Genomic DNA, 19,229 nt, shown 5'->3' with positions numbered 1-19,229 from the left:
GATCTGGGCGGGTACGGGACCGGCCGGTTGCGCGCTCGCTCTAGGATCACTGTCATGACTGACCAGAGGACCGTCGCCGACTCCGACGTTGACGTCTACGAGCCGAACGATCGCGGCCTCGGCTGGCTGCTCGCCCTGGGCGGCGCGATCGGCATGCTCGCTGCTGCCATCCTCATCATCGACAAGGTCAAGTTCCTCCAGGAGCCCGACAAGGCGCTCGGCTGCGACATCAACGCCTTCGTCAGCTGCGGCGGCGTCATCAACACCGACCAGGCCTCGGTGTTCGGCTTCCCCAACCCGCTCATGGGCGTGGCCGGCTTCGCGATCGTCATGACCCTGGGCGTGCTGATCGCCGCGCGGGTACGCCTGCCCGACTTCGTGTGGCTGGGCCTGCAGGCCGGCGCGGTGTTCGGCATCGCCTTCGTGACCTGGCTGCAGTCGCAGAGCATCTACTCGATCGAGAAGCTCTGCCCGTGGTGCATGGTGGTCTGGTCGGTCATGATCCCGATCTTCGTGTGGCTCACTGCGCGCAACCTGCGCGAGTTCCTGCCCGGCAACCCGGTCTCGCGCTTCGTGAACGACTGGACGCTGCTGATCACGATCCTGTGGTACGTCGCGGTCCTCGCGGCCATCTGGTTCCAGTTCGGCAGCGACCTCTGGGCCTGAGGCCCTACGACGCCGCGGCCACGCGTTCGATGACCTTGGCCAGTCGGACGTCCCGATCGGTGACCCCGCCGACGTCATGGCTGCTGAGCCGGATGTCGACCCGGTTGTAGACGTTGGTCCACTCGGGATGGTGGTCCATCTCGGTGATGGGACCTGCGGCCCGGTTGATGAAGGCGATCGCGGCGCCGAAGTCGTCGAACTCGTACGACTTCACGATCGCCTCACCCTCCTGCGACCAGCCGGGCAGGCCCTCGAGGGCGTCTTCGATCTGGGCGTCGGTGAAGGTGCTCATGGGCACACGCTAGACCTGGCTGGGTCACCCGCAAGATGAGAATGGATCTGCGGGGATCCCTTGCTGGCGGCGCCCGCGGGCGGTGGGGCGCTGCGGGGATCCCTTGCTGGCGGCGCCCGCGGGCGGCTTCGCCGCGGTGGGGCGCCGCGGTGGGGCGCCGCGGGGAGGGGCCCACTCGATTCACTCGGCGGTTTCACGACATGACAATGCCCCCCGCCATCCCAGGAACGGGGATGGCGGGGGGCATTGTCATGTCGTGGAGCTGCGGGGAATCGAACCCCGGTCCTACGGCGCTGAGTCAGGGCTTCTCCGGGTGCAGTCTGTCTAGTCGCTTTTCTCAGCCCCGGCGCTCGAACAGACGCGTCGCCGACGGGCTCAGTCGCAGAAAAGTCCCGATCACACGCTGCGACGCCGTGTGATCAGCAAGTCCCCTAAATGAGACTGGCGATCCGGAGCGGGAACGCCCCCGGGCCAGCCCTTCACCTATCGCTTAAGCAGCGAGGGCGAAGTCAGTGCGCTTGGAATCGGCACTTGTTGGTTTCCAGAGATCGTTAAAGAGATAACCCTGGATCCTCTACCCGCTTCACCTGAATCGAACGACCTTAGTCGAAACCGATCAGCCCCTCTTGAGTTGTCAATCGTTGCCGCGGCAACACCATCACTCTACCTGCTCACAACGACAAGTCCGAGCCATTCATTCCGACCTGAGCGCCGCGGGGCTCACCGTGGACCCGCGGATGAGTCCCACGGCACACGCAGCCGCCACCACGAGCATCCCGGCACAGATGACGATGCCGGTGTCGAACCCCGGGCCGAAGACGTCCGGATCATCGAAGTCCCGCCCCGTGATCCCGGCGATCGGGGGGATCGCGGCCACCGCGAGCAGGGAGGCCGTACGCGCCACGGCGTTGTTGATGCCCGAGGCGATCCCGGTCTGCTGCATGGGTGCGGCGGCCAGGACCGCGGTCGTGAGCGGAGCCACCAGCGTCGTGATCCCGATGCCGAAGACGACCGACGCAGGCAGGACGTCGAGCCAGAAGCTCGCGTCCTCGCCGATGCGCAGCATCAGCAGCAGGCCCACCGCCGCGATCAGCGGGCCGAAGGTCATGGGCCAGCGCGGGCCGATCCGCGTCCCCAGCGCGCCGGCCCGGGCCGAGAACAGCAGCATGATGATCGTCATCGGCACGCTCGCAAGACCCGCGACCAGTGGCGAGAACCCCGAGACGTACTGCAGCTGCTGCACGAGCAGGAATCCCGAGGCCGCGAGCGCCCCGTAGATCGCGAACGTGCAGATGTTCGCCGCGGTGAAGATCCGGTCCGCGAACAGCGCGAGGGGCACGAGCGCGTGGGGGGTGAGCCTTTGGTGGACGACGAACACCACCATGAGGACGAGCCCCGCTCCTCCCCACAGCCAGGACTTCTCGACCAGACCGTAGGTGAGCGCTGCCAGGCCCGCCGCGGTCAGCCCCGCGCCCGCGTAGTCGATCCGGTCCTGGTCACCGGATGTCTCCGGCACGTGACGGATCGCGATCCAGACCACGAGCGCCGCGAGCGGGAGGTTGATCCAGAAGATGCCACGCCAGCCGGTCGTGTCGACGAGCCAGCCACCGACCAAGGGGCCGATGGCCGTCGTGACGCCCGACAGGCCTGACCAGAAACCGATCGCCGGTCCGCGGTCCTCGGGCGCGAACGACGCCGAGATGATCGCCAGGCTGCCCGGCGTCAGCAGCGCGGCGCCCACCCCCTGGAGCCCGCGAGCGGCGACCAGCACCTCGATCGTGGGTGCGGCCGCGCACAGGACCGACGCCGCGGCGAACCACACGACGCCGATCACGAAGACCCTGCGGCGACCCAGGCGGTCCCCCAGCGAGCCGCCGACGAGGATCAGGGCGGCCAGGGTGAGCGTGTACGCGTTGACGATCCACTGCACCCCCGCGGCCCCGGCGTCGAGGTCGGCGTTCATCGCCGGCAGCGCCAGACCGACGATCGAGCCGTCGAGGAAGGCCATGCCCGAGCCGAGGATCATGGCTGCCAGCACCCATCTGCCCTGCGCGGACGCGAGACGGATGGTGCCGGCGTTCACGCCAGGTGACCGCTCATGCGTCGACGCCGAACAGCTCGGCCCCGTTGTGCCACAGCACGCTTCGCATCCAGTCGTCGCCGAGGTCGAGCCGCTGCAGCACCTCGACCTGGTGCGCGTACGCATAGGGGATGTTGGGGAAGTCGGTGCCGAACAGGATCCGCTCCTGCAGGTCGAGCAGCCTGGCGGGCACGCCGTGCGGGACGGGCTCGTCCCAGAAGTCGACGAACGCCATCGTGGTGTCCAGCCGGACGTTGTCGTGCCGCTCGGCGAGGTCGAGGAACTCGTCGATCTCGGGCATCCCGAGGTGGGCGATGACCAGGGCCAGGTCCGGGTGGCGCGACAGCACGTCCGCGACCCCTGAGGGTCCGGTGTGGTGACCCGGTGCCGGCCCCGAGCCTGCGTGCAGCACGATCGGCGTCCCGCTCTCGGCCAGCACGCCCCACACGGGCTCGAGCAGCGGATCGTTCGGCGCGAAGTCGCCGACCTGCACGTGGACCTTGAAGACCTCGACGCCCTCCTCGATGAGCTGCGGCACGTACGTCGCAGCCTCCGGCTCGGGATAGAACGTCGCCGACCACAGGGCGTCGGGCGTGCGCTCGGCGAAGTCGCGGGTCCACTCGTTCATGAACCCCGCGACACCCGGGCGGTGGGCGTAGGACAGCGCGGAGAACCGCCTGACGCCCATCGAGCGCAGGTGCTCGACCCGCTCCTCGTCGCTCGTGCGGTACGTGATCGGCCACGGTCGGCCCAGCAGCGGACCGGCGGAGTCGAAGTAGGCCCACACCTTCGCCAGCACCTGTGGCGGCATGAAGTGTGCGTGCACGTCCACGAGGCCGGGCAGGCCGAGGGCGGCGGTCAGGGCCGGAAGATCGGAGTCCTCCAGCGCCACTAGTGCATGCCCTTGAGGCGACGCCCGAGATCGCGCTCGGCCTCACGGGTCGCGGTGCGCTCGGCGATCGCATGGCGCTTGTCGTACGTCTTCTTGCCGCGGGCCAGGGCGATCTCGACCTTCGCGCGACCGTCCTTGAAGTACAGCGAGAGCGGGACGATCGTCAGGCCCTTCTCGGTCGTACGACGCTCGATGCGGTCGATCTCGCTGCGATTCAGCAGGAGCTTGCGGCGTCGCCGGGTCTCATGGTTGGTCCACGTGCCCTGCGTGTACTCGGGGATGTGCACCCCGAGCAGCCACGCCTCGCCGCGCTCGATCTCGCCGAAGCCGTCCACCAGGGATGCGCGACCTGCACGCAACGACTTCACCTCGGTGCCGGTCAAGACCATGCCGGCCTCGAACGTGTCCTCGATGTGATAGTCGTGGCGCGCCTTCTTGTTCTGCGCAACGAGCTTGCGCCCGGTTTCCTTGGCCACCGGACCATTGTGTCACCTCTGGGCGAAGATCATCCGCCGGCGGCGGCGACCACGACCGGATCGGCGCATCCGCGGGCGAATCCGGCGATCCGCCGATCGATGTCACGCCGCAGCACGACCGCGCCGATGCGCTCGGCGATCGGAGCGAGCCAGCGCGGACGGCAGCCGAAGCTGTAGCGCCACGTGGCTCGGCAGCCGCCGCCCGGCTCGGGCGCGAAACGCCATCCACCCGCGAACGACTCGAAGAACCACGGCCCCTGCGTCATCTTCATCCCCACGTTGGTCGGAGGGTTGAACGAGACGTACTCGCTGACCATCCGCAGCCGCGAGCGGTGCCGGGTCTCGGTGCGTACGCCCTTGGCGGGCGCGCTCGCGCCGTCGAGGAAGTGCTGCTCCTGGATGAACGGGTCCCACCGCAGGCGCGTCTCGCCCGTGGTCTGGGAGACGCGGAACGCCACCGCCGGGTCGACCGCGACGACGACGCTCGACTCGATCCGTCTCACAGCCAGCCCATGGGGTTCACCGTGTTGCCGTTGCTGAGCACCATGAAGTGCAGGTGGCAGCCGGTCGAGTAGCCGGTCGAGCCGACGTAGCCGATGACCTGGCCGCGCGAGACCTTGCTCCCGGCCCCGACCGCGAAGCGCGACAGGTGGTTGTAGGTCGTCACGACGTTGACACCGCGCTTGACGCCGTTGTTGAGGATCACGCGGTTGCCGTACGCCGCGTTGAAGTACTGCTGGATCACGGTGCCGCTGGCCGCAGCCCGGATGGGCGTGCCGCAACCGACGCCGAAGTCGGTGCCGTCGTGGAGCTTGTAGACCCCCGTGATCGGGTGCCGGCGCATGCCGAACGGCGAGGTGATCGGACCGGCCACGGGGTACGACAGCGCGCCCCCGCTGTCGCCGCCGGACCCCTTGCCGCCGGACTTGACCTGCTTGGCCGCCAGCGCGCGCAGCTGCGCGGCCAGTCGGTTCGCCTCTGCGACCTTCTCGCGGTACTGCCGCTCGTCCTCGGCGACGGCGGCGGACGCGGAGTTGCGGATCTCCTGACGTGCCTTGACGAGCTTCGCGACCTGGGCGGCCTGCCCCTCGGCGACCTCCTCGAGGCGCTGCATGTCCACCAGGTTCGCGGCGGCCTGCGCACGCTTCACCTGCACCTCGTCGCGCAGCTTCTGCACCTTCTCGCGCTTGAGCTTGAGGATCACCCGGGTGGCGTCGAGGCGCTGCATCGTGGCCACCTGCTGATCGCCCACGACCGTGTTGAGGCTCATCTGCTCGCTGAACTGCTCGGTGTCCTCGCCGCGGAGCAGTCCGCTGACCGCATTGAGCCTGCGGTCGCCCTGAAGCGCCTGCTGCACCGCGAACTCCTCGACCGAGGACTCCGAGGCCTTGAGCTGCTTCTGGCCCTTCTTGAGCTTGGCGCGGGCCTTGCGCAGCTTGGCCTCGCTGCGCTCGAGCTCGAGCTGCATCTGGTCGTCGACCGCCTGGGCCGTCGCGAGCTTGCCGCGCGTACGCCCGAGGTTCGCCTCTGCGGCGTCGAGCTTGCCCTGCGCGACCCGCAGCGCGGCCGCGGCCTTCTCCAGCTCCGCGGTCGAGGCGTCGAGGTGCTTCTTGGCCTCGGTCTGCTCGCGGTTGGCGTCCTTCTTCTGCTTCTCGAGATCGTCCTTGCGGTCCGCGAACGACGGAGTGGCGAGGGACGCGACGAGCGCCGCCGTGAGGACCAGTGCGGTCAGGGCACGGCGGTGCCTGGGGTGCGTGACGGAGCTGTGCATGACCTCGACCTTGGGGGAAGTTTCCCCGGGAACCCGGGGACTGTCGACGTACGGATGGAGCCGGACAAGAAACTGTCAAGCCCAACTTTAGGCTAAGGGCGTCACACGTCGAGGTATTTGCGGGTCAGCAGGAGTGTCGGCACCATCGCGAGCAGCACCGCGAGCACCGTCGTCTCGCCCATCACGGTGAAGGCGTCGCTCCACCCCACCCAGGTCGTCGTGGTCGACAACGTGTCCCTCAGGTAGCCGTAGACGACGAACTGCATGAACGCCGCGAGCCCACCGGCCGCGAGCGCTGCCGAGATCAGGGCGGCCAGCATCGACTCGAGCACGAACGGCAGCTGGATGTGCCAGCTCGACGCCCCGACGAGTCGCATGATGCCGATCTCGCGGCGGCGGGCGTACGCCGTCATGCGGATCGTGTTGGACACCTGGAGGATCGCCGCGACGACGAGCAGCGCCGAGATCGCGAGCGCACCGTTGCGCAGATTGTCCAAGAAGGTGAACAGCGGTCCGAGCAGCTCCTTGATCGAGCTGACCCGGCCGACGCCCTCCATGCCGCTGAGCTGGCTCTCGACGCTGTCGAACTTCTCCGGGTCGTTCAGGGTCACGAAGTACGTCGAGGGGAAGGACTTGGGGCTCAGCGTCTCCAGCAGCTTCTTGCCGGTGTCGGACTGGCTGTAGAGCACGCGCGAGCGCTCGTACTGCTCCTCGGGCGTGCGCTCCTCGAACGACTTGACCTGCGAGTTCTCGCGCAGCGCCTGCTCGATCGAGGCCTGCTGCGCCTTGGTCGTCAGGCCGCCGATGCAGTTGGCGCTCGGGGAGTTGCGCGTGCAGAGATCGACCTGGAGCTGCAGCCGGTCACCGTAGTACTTCTCCGTGCGGTCCGACTGCGCCAGGATCAGCAGACCGAGCGCAGCCAGCAGCAACGACACGGTCATGGTCACGATCAGCGAGATCGACATGGACAGGTTGCGCGACAGGCTCTGGCGCAGCTCATTCAGGGTGCTTCGCATCTGCTGGGGTCCTCTTAGTTCTGGTAGCCGTAGATGCCGCGGGCCTCATCGCGCACGATGAGTCCGCCTTCGAGCTCGATGACCCGCTTGCGCATCTGGTCCACGATCGACGAGTCGTGCGTCGCCATGACGACGGTCGTGTCCGTGCGGTTGATCCGGTCGAGCAGCTTCATGATGCCGACGCTCGTGGCCGGGTCGAGGTTGCCGGTGGGCTCATCGGCGATGAGGATCATCGGTCGGTTGACGAAGGCGCGAGCCACCGCGACGCGCTGCTGCTCGCCGCCGGACAGCTCATCGGGCATGCGGTGACCCTTGCCCTCCAGGCCGACCATCTCGAGCGTCTCGGGGACGACCTTGTTGATCTCGCTGCGCGGCTTGCCGATGACCTCGAGCGCGAAGGCGACGTTCTCCGTGACGGTCTTGTTGGGCAGCAGCCGGAAGTCCTGGAACACGGTGCCGACCTGGCGGCGCAGCTTGGGCACCTTCCAGCTCGAGAGCTTGTTGATCTCCTTGCCGGCGACGTAGACGCGACCGCTCGTGGGGCGGGCCTCACGAAGGATCAGGCGCAGGAACGTCGACTTGCCGGAGCCCGAGGCGCCGACGAGGAAGACGAACTCCCCCTTCTCGATCTCGAGGTCGACGGCGTCGAGCGCGGGGCGCTTCTGGCCGGGATAGGTCTTGGTGACCTTGTCGAATCGAATCACTCGGACGAGTCTAGGCAGGTCGACCCCAGTGTCGTGGGAGGCCCGGTGTCAGGCGATCCGCCGCGCGACGTACTCGTCGACGGCGCCGGGCGCGAGGACCGCGTCGATGACCATCGCGCTCGCACCGAGGATGCCGCCCTGGCTCCCCACCGCGGTGCCGACGATGCGCAGGTCGTGCGTCGCGAGCGGCAGGGACCGCTGGTAGACGACCTCACGCACGCCCGCGAGCAGGTACTCCCCCGCCTCCGACAGCTTGCCGCCGATCACGATGACCGACGGGTTGAGCAGGTTCACGCAGGTCGCCAGCACGGAGCCGAGATCGCGTCCGGCCTCGCGGACCGCCTGCAGCGCGGCGATGTCGCCCGACGAGACAGCATCGACGATGTCCTGCGAGGACTCGACCGTGAGACCCCCGGCACGCAGCTTCGCCGCGATCGCCGGACCGGCCGCGACCGCCTCGAGGCACCCGGTGTTGCCGCAGCGGCACACGACGTCCGCAGCGGCCCCGGCGACCTGGACGTGGCCGAGGTCGCCCGCGGAGCCGAGCGCTCCCCGCAGCAGCCTCCCGTCGGTCACGATCCCGGCGCCGATGCCGGTCGCGACCTTGACCAGCAACAGGTGCGGCGCGGACTGCCAGGACGTGACGTACTCACCGAGGGCCATGAGGTTGACGTCGTTGTCGACCAGGACCGGGCCGTCGAACTGGCGGGCGAGGTGTGCCGGGACGTCGAAGTCGTGCCAGCCCGGCATGATCGGCGGATTGGCCGGTCGCCCGGTCGCGTGCTCGACCGGACCGGGTACGCCGATGCCGACGCCCGCGACGTCGGCCGGTCCCCGGTCGAGGCTCGCGAGGAGATCCACCGCGAGCGCCGAGACCCGGTCCAGCACGATCACGGGGCCGTCGGCGATGTCGCTCTCGACGGTCGTCTCGGCGAGCACCTGGCCCGACAGGTCGCTGACGGCCACGCTCGCGTGCGAGGCACCCAGGTCGATCGCGAGGACCACGCGGTCGCGCCGGTTGAGGGCGAAACGCGTCGGCGGGCGCCCGCCCGTGGAGGCCGCCTCGCCGACAGGCTCCAAGAGGCCGGACGAGAGCATCGCGTCGACGCGGGCCGTGATGGTCGACCGGGCCAGCGAGGACAGCGCAGCCAGCTCGCCACGCGTGCGCGGCGTCCCGTCCCGCATCAGCTGGAACAGGTCTCCGGTGCCGACGAGCGTCGACGGAAGCCCCGGGGACGAAGTCATGGCCATGAGTAAACCACCCCTTGGGTCGCATCGCCGAGGCAAGTATGTCGTTCGCCGTCGGACTTTTGCTTGACTGCCGACAGAACGTGTGACTAGCATCACGCCATGTCAACCGCCCCCCTGCTCGAGATGCGCGGCATCGTCAAGGAGTTTCCCGGCGTCCGCGCCCTCGACGGTGTCGACCTGGTCGTCCGTCCCGGCGAGGTCCACTGCCTGCTGGGCCAGAACGGCGCGGGGAAGTCGACCCTGATCAAGGTGCTGGCCGGCGCGCACGGCGTCGACGAGGGAACGATCCTGTGGGACGGGGAGCCGGTCACGTTCAGCGATCCGCAGGTCGCCCTGGCGACCGGGATCGCGACCATCTACCAGGAGCTGGACCTGGTCGACGGGCTCAGCGTCGCCGACAACATCTTCCTCGGCCACGAGCGCGCCCGCGGCGGCGTCACCCGCGACGCCGACATGAACAAGGCGGCCCGCAGCCTCCTGGCGACCCTCGGCCACCCCGAGATCCGCCCCACCCGCGAGGTCGGCAGCCTCTCGGCCGCCGGCAAGCAGATCGTCTCGATGGCCCGGGCCCTGTCCCGCCAGGCCCGGGTCATCGTGATGGACGAGCCCTCCGCCGTGCTGGACCCCGACGAGGTCGACGGGCTGTTCCGCGTGGTCGAGGACCTGCGCGCCTCGGGCGCGGCCATCGTGTACATCTCCCACCGGCTCGAGGAGATCCGCCGCATCGGCGACCGGCTCACGGTCCTCAAGGACGGCCGCACGGTGGCCGGCGACCTGTCCGCCAAGGACACCCCCACGTCCGAGCTCATCACCCTCATGACCGGCCGCACCGTGTCGTCGGTCTTCCCGCGACGGTCCACCCCGCTTCCCGACGGGCCCGCGCTCCTCACCGTGGATCACCTGGTCCGCGACGGCGAGTTCGCCGACGTCTCGTTCGAGGTGCGTCCCGGCGAGATCATCGGCCTGGCCGGGCTCGTCGGCGCCGGCCGCAGCGAGATCATCGAGACGATCTACGGCGCCCGGCGCGCCACCGGCGGCTCGGTGACCGTGGACGGCACCCGGCTGCGCAACGGCTCGGTCGACGCGGCGGTCCGGGCCGGCCTCGGCCTGTGCCCCGAGGAGCGCAAGTCGCAGGGACTGATGCTCGACGAGGCCGTCTATCGCAACATCTCCCTCGCGAGCATCGACCGCTTCGCCCGCTTCGGCGTCTCCGCCGAGGGCGCCGAGCGGCGCGCCGCCCACGAAGCCGCCCGGTCCGTCGACGTCCGCCCGGATGCGCCCGACCGTCTCATGCGCACGCTCTCGGGCGGCAACCAGCAAAAGGTCGTCCTGGCCCGCTGGCTGCTGCGGTCGTGCAAGGTCCTGCTGCTCGACGAGCCCACCCGCGGCGTCGACGTCGGCGCCCGGGCGGAGATCTACTCCTTGATCCGCGAGCTCGCGGACTCCGGCGTGGCCCTCGTGGTCGTCTCCAGCGACATCGACGAGGTGCTCGGGCTGTCCGACCGGGTCCTGGTCATCGCCGAGGGCTCGGTCGTGCACGACGGGCCCAGCGACGCCATCGACGCCTCCGGAGTTCTCGACCGCATCCTGGCCACCCACGAGCACCAGCCCACCACCGACGAGCAGAAGGGGGAAGTCGCGTGAGCGCCTCCCTGCGTGATCCCTCCCTGACCGTGCCCGCCAAGCCGCCCCGTGGCGACCGCGGCGGCAATCTCGGCCTGGCCCGCAACCTCGGCCTGGTCGTCGCGCTGGTGATCTTGTGCATCGTCGGCGTCGTGACCGCCGGCGACCGTTTCGCCAGCTCCGACAACGTGCTGACGATCCTGCGGCTCGCGGCCGTGATCGGTGTCGTGTCGATCGGCATGACGTTCGTCATCACCGGCGGCGGCATCGACCTGTCCGTCGGCGCCATCGTGGCTCTGTCATCGGTGTGGGCCACGACCACCGGTACGCAGGCCATGGCCGACAACATCGGCTGGATCGCGATGGTGTTCAGCGCCGTCCTGGTCGGTACGGCGTGCGGAGCGATCAACGGTGTGCTGATCGCGTACGGCCGGGTCGTGCCGTTCATCGCGACCCTGGCGATGCTGGCCTCGGCCCGCGGCCTGGCCGAGATCATCGCGGACCGCAAGACCCAGATCATCCGCAACCAGGGCTTCCTGGACTTCTTCGATGCCGAGCCGCTCGGCATCCCGGTGATCGTCATCATCTTCGCCGTGGTCACCGTCGCCGGCTGGTTCCTGCTCAACCGCACGACGTTCGGGCGCCGGACGTTCGCGGTCGGCGGCAACCCCGAGGCCGCCCGCCTCGCCGGCATCAAGGTCCAGCGGCACACCGTCTACCTGTACGCGCTGCTCGGCCTGGCCTGCGGCATCGCTGCGGTGATGCTGATGTCGCGCACCACGACCGGCTCCTCCACCCACGGCACCGGCTACGAGCTCGACGCCATCGCCGCTGTCGTGATCGGCGGCACGCTGCTGAGCGGTGGGCGCGGCACGATCGTCGGCACCCTCTTCGGCGTCCTCATCTTCACCACCCTGACCAATGTCTTCACGCTCAACAACCTCTCCACGTCGGCCCAGGCCGTCGCCAAGGGCGTGATCATCGTGATCGCCGTGCTCCTGCAGCAGCGCATCGCGAACCGCAAGACGTAGCACCTCACGATGCATCCCTCCCCCACCACCACAGGAGTCCACATGTCCACGACCCACCCCCGTCGCCGTCGATCCCTCGTCGTCGGCGCACTCGCGGCAGCCACCCTCGTCCTCGGCGCCTGCACCAACGGCTCGAGCGGCGATGGCGACACCAGCGACGCCATCGCCAAGAGCAACACCGACAACGACAAGTCCGGCGACAAGGTCGTGATCGGCTTCTCCGCCCCGGCGGCCGACCACGGCTGGATGGGATCGATCACCAAGTCCGCGATCGCGCAGGCCAAGGAGTACGACGACATCGACCTCAAGGTCGCCGAGGGCACCAACGAGGTCAACCTGCAGATCTCCCAGGTGGAGACCTTCATCAACGACAAGGTCGACGCGATCGTGCTCCTGCCGTTCGACGGCGCCGCGATGACGTCGGTCGCCCAGAAGGCCATGGACGCGGGCATCATCGTGATCAACGTCGACCGCGAGTTCGACTCCCCGTTCGCCGCCCGCACCACGGTGCTGGGCGACAACTACGGCATGGGCGTCTCGGCCGGCACCTTCGTCTGCGAGGACGCCGCGGGCAAGAAGGGCTTGAAGGTCGCCGAGATCGCCGGCATCGACTCGCTGCCGCTGACGCAGGACCGCTCGAAGGGCTTCGCGGACGCCCTCAAGTCGTGCGGCCTGAAGGTCGACAACCGGGTCGCCGCCGAGTTCACCGTCGAGTCCGGCGAGAAGGCTGCCTCGAACCTGCTGCAGGCCGCTCCGAAGATCGACTACCTGTGGAACCACGACGACGACCAGGGCGTGGGCGTCATGGCGGCCATCAAGAACGCCGGCCGTGACGAGTTCACGATGATCGGCGGCGCCGGCTCGGCCAACGTCATGCGCGACATCAAGGCCGACAACACCGTGCTCAAGGCGACGGTCGTCTACCCGTCCACGCAGGCCGCCGACGGGATCAAGCTCGCCCGCCTGCTGGTCCAGGGCAAGTCGATGTCCGACCTCGCCGAGATCGAGGTGCCGCGCCAGCTCAAGCTGTCGGCTCCCGTCGTGACGAAGGAGAATGTCGACACCTACCTCCCGTCGGCCTTCGAGTCCTGACGGTCCGGGGCCCGCCGCGATGGTGGCGGGCCCCGGTCCCCCTCCGCCCCACCCCTCCTCACGAAAGCTGGCCCATGTCTGACACACGTCCCGCACTCGGCATCGGCATGGTCGGCTACGCCTTCATGGGCGCCGCCCACTCCCAGGCCTGGCGCACGGCGCCCGCGTTCTTCGACCTGCCGTTGACGCCCCGCCTGTCGGCGATCTGCGGCCGCGACGAGGCCGCCGCCGCCGATGTGGCCCGTCGATTCGGCTGGGAGTCCGTCGAGACCGACTGGCGCGCGCTGCTCACCCGCGACGACATCGACGTCATCGACATCTGCACCCCCGGACACACCCACGCCGAGATCGCGATCGCCGCGCTCGAGGCCGGCAAGCACGTGCTGTGCGAGAAGCCGCTCGCCAACACGGTCGAGGAGGCCGAGGCGATGGCCGAGGCCGCCGCGGCCGCCGCCGAGCGCGGAGTGCGGGCGATGTGCGGCTTCACCTACCGGCGTACGCCCGCCGTGGCGTTCGCCCGCCAGCTCGTGGCCTCGGGCCGGATCGGCACGATCCGCCACATCCGGGGGCAGTACCTGCAGGACTGGCTCGCCGACGAGGACGCCCCGCTCAGCTGGCGCCTCGACAAGTCCCTGGCGGGCTCAGGCGCCCTCGGAGACATCGGCGCCCACATCATCGACATGGCCCAGTTCGTCTCCGGCGACTCGATCGCCTCGGTCAACGGCCTCATGGAGACGTTCGTCCCGACCCGCCCCGTGGGGGGCGACCATGCCACGCTCGGAGGCACCTCCTCCAGCACCGCCGAGCGCGGACCGGTGACCGTCGACGATGCGGCCGCCTTCACCGCCCGCTTCGTCGGCGGCGCCATCGGCGTCTTCGAGGCCACCCGGTTCGCGACAGGACGCAAGAACGCATTGCGGCTCGAGATCAACGGCACGCTGGGCTCGTTGGCGTTCGACTTCGAGGACATGAACGTGCTCGAGCTGTTCGACGCGACCGAGGACCCGGCCGTCGCGGGCTTTCGTCGCATCATCGTCACCGAGGCCACGCACCCGTACATCGCGGCGTGGTGGCCCCCGGGCCACGGCCTCGGCTACGAGCACGGGTTCACCCACCAGGTCGTGGACCTGGTCACCGACATCGCCAAGGGCGCCGACCCGGCACCGTCCTTCGCCGACGGGCTCGCGGTCCAGCGGGTCCTCGCGGCTGTCGAGGCGAGCGCCGCGGACGGCACCACCCATCAGATCGGAGCCATCTCATGACCCGTCCCATCACCTTGTTCACCGGCCAGTGGGCCGACCTCCCCTTCGAGGAGGTCGCGGCGCTGGCCGCCGGGTGGGGCTACGACGGCCTGGAGATCGCCTGCTGGGGCGACCACCTCGACCCGTGGGCCGCGGTCGAGGACCCCGACCACATCAAGACCCGCCTCGACATCCTGGCCAAGCACGACCTCAAGGTCTACGCGATCTCCAACCACCTCAAGGGCCAGGCGGTCTGCGACGACCCGATCGACGAGCGCCATCACGACATCCTCTCGGCGCGGGTGTGGGGCGACGGCGATCCCGAGGGCGTACGCCAGCGGGCCGCCGAGGAGATGAAGCACACCGCCCGGGCCGCGCGCATGCTCGGCGTCGACACGGTCGTCGGTTTCACCGGGTCGTCGATCTGGAAGTACGTCGCGATGTTCCCCCCGGCGTCCGAGGCGATGATCGCGGCCGGCTACCAGGACTTCGCCGACAGGTGGAACCCGATCCTCGACGTCTTCGACGAGGAGGGCGTGCGATTCGCCCACGAGGTGCACCCGAGCGAGATCGCGTACGACTACTGGACGACCCACGCCGCGCTCGACGCGATCGGGCACCGCGAGGCGTTCGGTCTCAACTGGGACCCGTCCCACTTCGTCTGGCAGGACCTCGACCCGCTCGGCTTCCTGTGGGACTTCAAGGACCGGATCTACCACGTCGACTGCAAGGACGCGAAGAAGCAGGTGGGCAACGGTCGCAACGGCCGGCTCGGCTCCCACCTGCCCTGGGCCGATCCGCGCCGGGGCTGGGACTTCGTGTCGACCGGACGCGGCGACGTGCCGTGGGAGGCGTGCTTCCGCATGCTCAACACGATCGGCTACGACGGTCCGATCTCGATCGAGTGGGAGGACGCGGGCATGGACCGGCTGGTGGGCGCACCCGAGGCGCTGGCGTACGTCAAGGCCAATCTCTTCGACGCCCCGGCAGCCGCCTTCGATGCCGCCTTCAGCTCGGCGGACTGAGCGCCGGTCGGTTCTGGACGGGCGGCGACGGGGCCCCGGGGCTAGCGTCAAGGCATGAGACTTCCGCTCCTGGACCCCCGTGACGCACTGGCCCTGATCGGCCGCGGCCCGGCCCTGGTCGAGACGGCCCTCACCCTCGTGCCGCGTGCGGCAGCGCTGCTGGACGCCGCCGAGATCCTGCTCAACCGCGTCGACGGCATGATCGACCAGGTCGAGACCACCCGTCTGGCCGCCGACGACGCGATCAAGCGCATCGGCGAGACCAACACCCGCGCCGACGACGCGATCAGCAAGATCGACCAGACCAACACCCGCGCCGACGAGGCCATCGACCACATCGGCCGGACCAACACCCAGGCCGACGAGGCGGTGGCCCGGATCGACCGGACGATCGACCAGGCCGACGGGCTCGTCGTGCGCGCGGCGGGGCTGCTCGGCAGCGTCGAGCCCACGGTGGAGCGCGGGCTGCGGATGTTCGACGACTTCGCACCGATCATCCAGCGTCTGCAGCCCATCGCGGAGCGGCTCTCCACCACGGTCGACCCCGACGAGGTCGAGGCCGTGGTCCGCCTGCTCGATCACCTGCCCGACCTGGTCGAGCGCATCGAGACCGACGTGCTGCCCATGATGGCGACGCTGCGCAACGTGGGTCCGGACCTGCACGACTTGCTCGACCTGACCCGCGAGCTCAACATGATGCTGGGCAAGGTCCCCGGGATGGGGCGGGTCAAGAAGCGGGTCGACGAGCAGCAGGAGCGCGAGGCCACCGCTGAGGACCGCGACGCACGCGCAGACGACGAGAGGCACTGACCACGAAGCGGTGGCGGCGCCGGACGGCTAGTCCGTGCCGTGCTCCCGGCGCCAGCGGATGCCGGCCTCGATGAAGTCGTCGATCTCGCCGTCGAGCACGGCCTGCGTGTTGCCGGTCTCGTACTCGGTGCGCAGGTCCTTGACCATCTGGTACGGGTTGAGGACGTAGTTGCGCATCTGGTCGCCCCACGAGGCCTGGACGTCACCGCGCAGCTCGTCGAGGTGAGCACGCTCCTCGGCCTTCTTCAGGGCGAGCAGCTTGGCCTTGAGGATCACCATCGCGCTGGCCTTGTTCTGCAGCTGGCTCTTCTCGTTCTGGCAGCTGACGACCGTGCCGGTCGGGATGTGCGTCAGGCGCACGGCCGAGTCGGTCGTGTTGACGCTCTGGCCGCCGGGGCCCGACGAGCGATACACGTCGACGCGGATCTCCTCCTCGGGGATGTCGATCTCGTCGGTCTGCTCCAGCACCGGGACGACCTCGATCGCGGCGAACGAGGTCTGCCGGCGGCCCTGGTTGTCGAAGGGCGAGATGCGCACCAAGCGGTGCGTGCCCGCCTCGACCGAGAGCGTCCCGTACGCGTACGGGGCCTTGACCGCGAAGGTCGTGGACTTGATGCCCGCCTCCTCGGCGTACGACACGTCGTAGACCTCGACCGTGTAGCCGTGGCGCTCGGCCCACCGGATGTACATGCGCTGCAGCATGAGGGCGAAGTCGGCCGCGTCGACGCCACCGGCGCCCGAGCGGATCGAGACCAGCGCATCGCGCTCGTCGTACTCACCCGAGAGCAGGGTGCGGATCTCGAGGGAGTCGATCGCCTTCTTGATGCGGACCAGCTCGGAGTCGGCCTCGGCCAGCGTGTCGCTGTCGCCCTCCTCGGCGCCCATCTCGTGCATGATCTCGACGTCGTCGAGACGCTGGCGCAGGCCCGTGACGCGTTCGACCTCGGCCTGCAGGACCGACAGCCGGCCGGTCACGCGCTGCGCATTGGCCTGGTCGTCCCAGAGGTCGGGTGCACCGACCTCCTCCTGCAGCTCGGCGATCTCCTTGCGCACGGCATCGAGGTCGAGGACCTTCTCGATGGACGTCAGGGTCGCGTCGAGGGCCTTGGTCTGCTCGGTGAAGTCAGGGGTTGCCACCTGTCGAGGCTACCGGGTCCGGTCACACGCTCTTGCGGCGGAACTCCGGTGACTGCGTCGGGCCGTTGGCACCGTGCGACTTCTCGCTGCCGTCGTGCTCGGCGCCCTCGGCCGTCGCGTGGTGCTTGCCCTTCTTCTTCTCCAGCGCCTCGCGGAACTTGGCCTTCATGTCGGCCTGCTTGTCTGTGCCCTCTGTCTCAGCCATAGCGCCATCCTACGCCCACCGATGCCCGTAGAATTCTGTCGACTCAAGGAGACAGGTTGTACGTGCGCAGGTTGGTCGTGGTGGCAGGAATCGTGGCGACAGGTCTGGTGGTGCCGACGCAGGCGTCAGCGGCCGTGGCACCGTTGGCGGTGTCCCCGTCCCAGCCCGTCCAGGGCAAGACGTTCACCCTCAAGGGCACCGTGACGCCGAAGTTCGCTCGTCCGGTGCGGCTGCAGCGCTACGTCGGCGGACGGTGGACGACCGCCCGCACGACCAAGAGCACCTCCTCGGGCCGCTACTCCTTCACGTACCGCTCGAGCGCCTCGTCACTCACCTTCCGGACGCACGTGCCGAAGGCCAAGCGCAACGGCAAGGGCCACACGTACAGCTCCCAGAAGTCGGCCAAGCTCGTCGTCCGGCCCGTACGGCCCGCACAGCCCGCCCGGCCCGCGCCGAAGCCCGTCGTCACGCCTGCCCCCGCGTCCACGTCCCTGACGCTCACGACCGCACCGGGCGGCACGGTCAGCGCCGAGGTCGTCTCGACACCGGCCGCGGGTCGCCGCGTGGAGATCCATCGCCTGGACGGTGACGCCTGGGTCACCGACGCAAGCGCGCCGCACCACGCGTCCGGCCGCACCACCGTGTCGTTCGACGCGCCCACTCCCGGCGAGCACGAGTACCGCGCCGTCGTCGTGGGCGCCGGACTGCCGACGAGCACGTCGACCACCGTGCGCCTGGCCGTCCAGTCGCGCGTGGCGCGGGTCGACGTCCGCACCGACGGCGGCGAGGAGATCACGAGCGGCGAGACGTACGTGCCGGGGACGATCGTCGTCGACCCGCGCGGATCCGATCTCGCGGCCTCGACCACGCCCGCGCGGTTCCGCGTACGTGGCAACAGCACGTCCTGGGCGCGGATCAAGCTGTCGTACAAGGTCAAGCTCGACACGAAGACGTCCCTGCTCGGGCTCCCCGCGAGCAAGGACTGGGCGCTCATGGCGAACTTCTACGACCGCTCCATGCTGCGCAACGAGGTGGCCTTCGAGGCGAGCCGGCGCGTGGGACTGCCCTGGACCCCCCGCATGCGGTTCGCCGAGCTGTGGGTCGACGGCAGCTATCGAGGCCTGTACCAGCTCGGCCAGAACATCGAGGCAGAGCCGGGACGCGTCGAGCTGCCCGACGAGGGCTTCCTCCTGGAGGGCGACTCCCACGAGGAGGACGACCTGGCCTTCCGGACCGACCGCGGGTTCCAGATCTTCTTCAAGGACCCCGACGATCCCGACGCCACCACGCAGGCGCGCGTCGCCGCACAGGTCCAGGCGGCCGAGGACGGGATCTACGCCGGCGACCTGTCATCGATCGACATCGGATCGTTCGTCGACTACTACATCGTCAACGAGCTGCTCAAGAACTTCGACTCGGCCATCAACAACAGCAACTGGATGGTGCTGTCGGCCGACGGGACGCTGGCGATGGGCCCGGTGTGGGACTTCGACCAGTCGATGGGCAACCGCACGGACCTCGACGCCAACCAGACGTCCGGTCTGTTCACGGGTGAGCTCTTCGGCGAGTACGCACCCAGCCAGATCAAGCTGCCCGAGGGGCACTGGTACAACCAGCTCGTGGCGAACCCGGAGTTCCGGGCGGCGCTCACGACGCGCTGGGCGCAGGTCCGTGGCCCCCTGTCCGGCCTGTCCGACCACGTCGCGGCCCTCGGTCGCGAGGTCAAGGACGCCGGCCCCCGGAACTTCACCGATGGCAACGGCGGCCTGGGACTTCCGCTCGGACCGACGATCCTCGACCACGAGCCGCGGTCGGTCTTCCACGGCTCCTGGAGCGCCGAGGTCGACGCGCTGCGCACGTGGGTCGGCGGCCGCTACACCTGGCTGGACGGCTACCTGTCGAGCTGACCGCGGCATG

The 19,229-nt window shown here is 69.3% G+C and carries 19 protein-coding genes and 1 other RNA gene; 8 read left to right on the top strand and 12 right to left on the bottom strand.

Translation table 11 applies throughout. From position 1 onward, the window contains the following. Positions 1-54 precede the first annotated feature (54 nt). Positions 55-666 carry a vitamin K epoxide reductase family protein gene (locus GEV26_RS04565; RefSeq protein WP_153651965.1) on the top strand — a complete coding sequence of 204 codons (612 nt, stop codon included), beginning with the start codon at positions 55-57 and terminating at the stop codon, positions 664-666. A gap of 4 nt (positions 667-670) precedes the next feature. Here the strand turns inward: GEV26_RS04565 and GEV26_RS04560 are convergent, their stop codons facing one another. From GEV26_RS04560 to GEV26_RS04515, 10 genes are all read right to left on the bottom strand, one after another. Continuing rightward, positions 671-958, bottom strand: a complete 288-nt coding sequence (locus GEV26_RS04560) for a 4a-hydroxytetrahydrobiopterin dehydratase (RefSeq protein WP_153651964.1) — start codon at positions 956-958, stop codon at positions 671-673. Between the two features lie 254 nt (positions 959-1,212). Then, positions 1,213-1,582, bottom strand: a transfer-messenger RNA (tmRNA) gene (ssrA, locus tag GEV26_RS04555). A gap of 70 nt (positions 1,583-1,652) precedes the next feature. Then, positions 1,653-3,041: an MFS transporter gene (locus GEV26_RS04550; protein WP_243838924.1), complete on the bottom strand. Its 1,389-nt coding sequence runs from the start codon at positions 3,039-3,041 to the stop codon at positions 1,653-1,655. Positions 3,042-3,054: 13 nt separating this feature from the next. After that, positions 3,055-3,930: an amidohydrolase family protein gene (locus GEV26_RS04545; protein ID WP_243838923.1), complete on the bottom strand. Its 876-nt coding sequence runs from the start codon at positions 3,928-3,930 to the stop codon at positions 3,055-3,057. Next, entirely contained in the window at positions 3,930-4,406 is a 477-nt protein-coding gene (gene smpB, locus GEV26_RS04540; RefSeq protein WP_153651962.1) for an SsrA-binding protein SmpB, read from the bottom strand. The genes GEV26_RS04545 and smpB overlap by 1 nt, the downstream gene beginning before the upstream one ends. Positions 4,407-4,435: 29 nt before the next feature. Further along, positions 4,436-4,909: an SRPBCC family protein gene (locus GEV26_RS04535; protein WP_153651961.1), complete on the bottom strand. Its 474-nt coding sequence runs from the start codon at positions 4,907-4,909 to the stop codon at positions 4,436-4,438. Next, positions 4,906-6,177, bottom strand: coding sequence for a M23 family metallopeptidase (locus tag GEV26_RS04530; protein WP_153651960.1), 1,272 nt, complete (start codon positions 6,175-6,177; stop codon positions 4,906-4,908). The genes GEV26_RS04535 and GEV26_RS04530 overlap by 4 nt, the downstream gene beginning before the upstream one ends. Before the next feature lie 101 nt (positions 6,178-6,278). Continuing rightward, positions 6,279-7,193, bottom strand: a complete 915-nt coding sequence (gene ftsX / locus GEV26_RS04525) for a permease-like cell division protein FtsX (RefSeq protein WP_153651959.1) — start codon at positions 7,191-7,193, stop codon at positions 6,279-6,281. 14 nt (positions 7,194-7,207) lie between these two features. Next, positions 7,208-7,897, bottom strand: a complete 690-nt coding sequence (gene ftsE, locus GEV26_RS04520; RefSeq protein WP_153651958.1) for a cell division ATP-binding protein FtsE — start codon at positions 7,895-7,897, stop codon at positions 7,208-7,210. Between the two features lie 48 nt (positions 7,898-7,945). Next, complete coding sequence (locus GEV26_RS04515; protein ID WP_153651957.1) at positions 7,946-9,142, bottom strand: ROK family transcriptional regulator; 1,197 nt, start codon at positions 9,140-9,142, stop codon at positions 7,946-7,948. Positions 9,143-9,247: 105 nt separating this feature from the next. Between GEV26_RS04515 and GEV26_RS04510 the strand changes: the two genes are divergently transcribed. From GEV26_RS04510 to GEV26_RS04485, 6 genes are all read left to right on the top strand, one after another. Then, on the top strand, positions 9,248-10,792 hold the full coding sequence (locus GEV26_RS04510; RefSeq protein ID WP_208431023.1) for a sugar ABC transporter ATP-binding protein: 1,545 nt from the start codon (positions 9,248-9,250) through the stop codon (positions 10,790-10,792). Then, positions 10,789-11,802 (top strand): ABC transporter permease, encoded by a 1,014-nt coding sequence (locus GEV26_RS04505; RefSeq protein WP_153651956.1) that lies wholly within the window; start codon positions 10,789-10,791, stop codon positions 11,800-11,802. The genes GEV26_RS04510 and GEV26_RS04505 overlap by 4 nt, the downstream gene beginning before the upstream one ends. Before the next feature lie 42 nt (positions 11,803-11,844). Then, positions 11,845-12,894 (top strand): substrate-binding domain-containing protein, encoded by a 1,050-nt coding sequence (locus tag GEV26_RS04500; protein WP_153651955.1) that lies wholly within the window; start codon positions 11,845-11,847, stop codon positions 12,892-12,894. Between the two features lie 74 nt (positions 12,895-12,968). Then, positions 12,969-14,156, top strand: a complete 1,188-nt coding sequence (locus tag GEV26_RS04495) for a Gfo/Idh/MocA family protein (RefSeq protein ID WP_153651954.1) — start codon at positions 12,969-12,971, stop codon at positions 14,154-14,156. After that, positions 14,153-15,160, top strand: coding sequence for a sugar phosphate isomerase/epimerase family protein (locus tag GEV26_RS04490; RefSeq protein ID WP_153651953.1), 1,008 nt, complete (start codon positions 14,153-14,155; stop codon positions 15,158-15,160). The genes GEV26_RS04495 and GEV26_RS04490 overlap by 4 nt, the downstream gene beginning before the upstream one ends. A 54-nt stretch (positions 15,161-15,214) precedes the next feature. Next, the gene (locus GEV26_RS04485; protein WP_153651952.1) at positions 15,215-15,970 is read left to right on the top strand and encodes a hypothetical protein; all 756 of its coding nucleotides are present in this window, start codon (positions 15,215-15,217) and stop codon (positions 15,968-15,970) included. Positions 15,971-15,997: 27 nt separating this feature from the next. Here the strand turns inward: GEV26_RS04485 and prfB are convergent, their stop codons facing one another. Beyond that, positions 15,998-17,107, bottom strand: coding sequence for a peptide chain release factor 2 (prfB, locus tag GEV26_RS04480; protein WP_153651951.1), 1,110 nt, complete (start codon positions 17,105-17,107; stop codon positions 15,998-16,000). A 22-nt stretch (positions 17,108-17,129) separates the two neighbouring features. Further along, on the bottom strand, positions 17,130-17,312 hold the full coding sequence (locus GEV26_RS04475; RefSeq protein WP_153651950.1) for a DUF5302 domain-containing protein: 183 nt from the start codon (positions 17,310-17,312) through the stop codon (positions 17,130-17,132). A gap of 80 nt (positions 17,313-17,392) precedes the next feature. On the opposite strand from GEV26_RS04475, the gene GEV26_RS04470 reads away from it, so the two are divergent. Then, positions 17,393-19,219 carry a CotH kinase family protein gene (locus GEV26_RS04470; protein WP_194839963.1) on the top strand — a complete coding sequence of 609 codons (1,827 nt, stop codon included), beginning with the start codon at positions 17,393-17,395 and terminating at the stop codon, positions 19,217-19,219. Positions 19,220-19,229 lie beyond the last annotated feature (10 nt).

It is taken from the genome of Aeromicrobium yanjiei, from assembly GCF_009649075.1.
In the GTDB taxonomy this organism is placed as follows: Bacteria; Actinomycetota; Actinomycetes; order Propionibacteriales; family Nocardioidaceae; genus Aeromicrobium; species Aeromicrobium yanjiei.
Note: the sequence above shows the minus strand (reverse complement) of the source record. Positions and strands in the feature narration are given on the sequence as shown.

What these genes read in the sequence shown, in the direction of transcription:
- GEV26_RS04565 (WP_153651965.1), top strand. Translation starts at nt 55, where the DNA reads ATGACTGACCAGAGGACCGTCGCCGACTCCGACGTTGACGTCTACGAG.
- GEV26_RS04560 (WP_153651964.1), bottom strand. Translation starts at nt 958, where the DNA reads ATGAGCACCTTCACCGACGCCCAGATCGAAGACGCCCTCGAGGGCCTG.
- GEV26_RS04530 (WP_153651960.1), bottom strand. Translation starts at nt 6,177, where the DNA reads ATGCACAGCTCCGTCACGCACCCCAGGCACCGCCGTGCCCTGACCGCA.
- ftsX (WP_153651959.1), bottom strand. Translation starts at nt 7,193, where the DNA reads ATGCGAAGCACCCTGAATGAGCTGCGCCAGAGCCTGTCGCGCAACCTG.
- GEV26_RS04515 (WP_153651957.1), bottom strand. Translation starts at nt 9,142, where the DNA reads ATGACTTCGTCCCCGGGGCTTCCGTCGACGCTCGTCGGCACCGGAGAC.
- GEV26_RS04510 (WP_208431023.1), top strand. Translation starts at nt 9,248, where the DNA reads ATGTCAACCGCCCCCCTGCTCGAGATGCGCGGCATCGTCAAGGAGTTT.
- GEV26_RS04500 (WP_153651955.1), top strand. Translation starts at nt 11,845, where the DNA reads ATGTCCACGACCCACCCCCGTCGCCGTCGATCCCTCGTCGTCGGCGCA.
- GEV26_RS04495 (WP_153651954.1), top strand. Translation starts at nt 12,969, where the DNA reads ATGTCTGACACACGTCCCGCACTCGGCATCGGCATGGTCGGCTACGCC.
- GEV26_RS04490 (WP_153651953.1), top strand. Translation starts at nt 14,153, where the DNA reads ATGACCCGTCCCATCACCTTGTTCACCGGCCAGTGGGCCGACCTCCCC.
- GEV26_RS04485 (WP_153651952.1), top strand. Translation starts at nt 15,215, where the DNA reads ATGAGACTTCCGCTCCTGGACCCCCGTGACGCACTGGCCCTGATCGGC.
- GEV26_RS04475 (WP_153651950.1), bottom strand. Translation starts at nt 17,312, where the DNA reads ATGGCTGAGACAGAGGGCACAGACAAGCAGGCCGACATGAAGGCCAAG.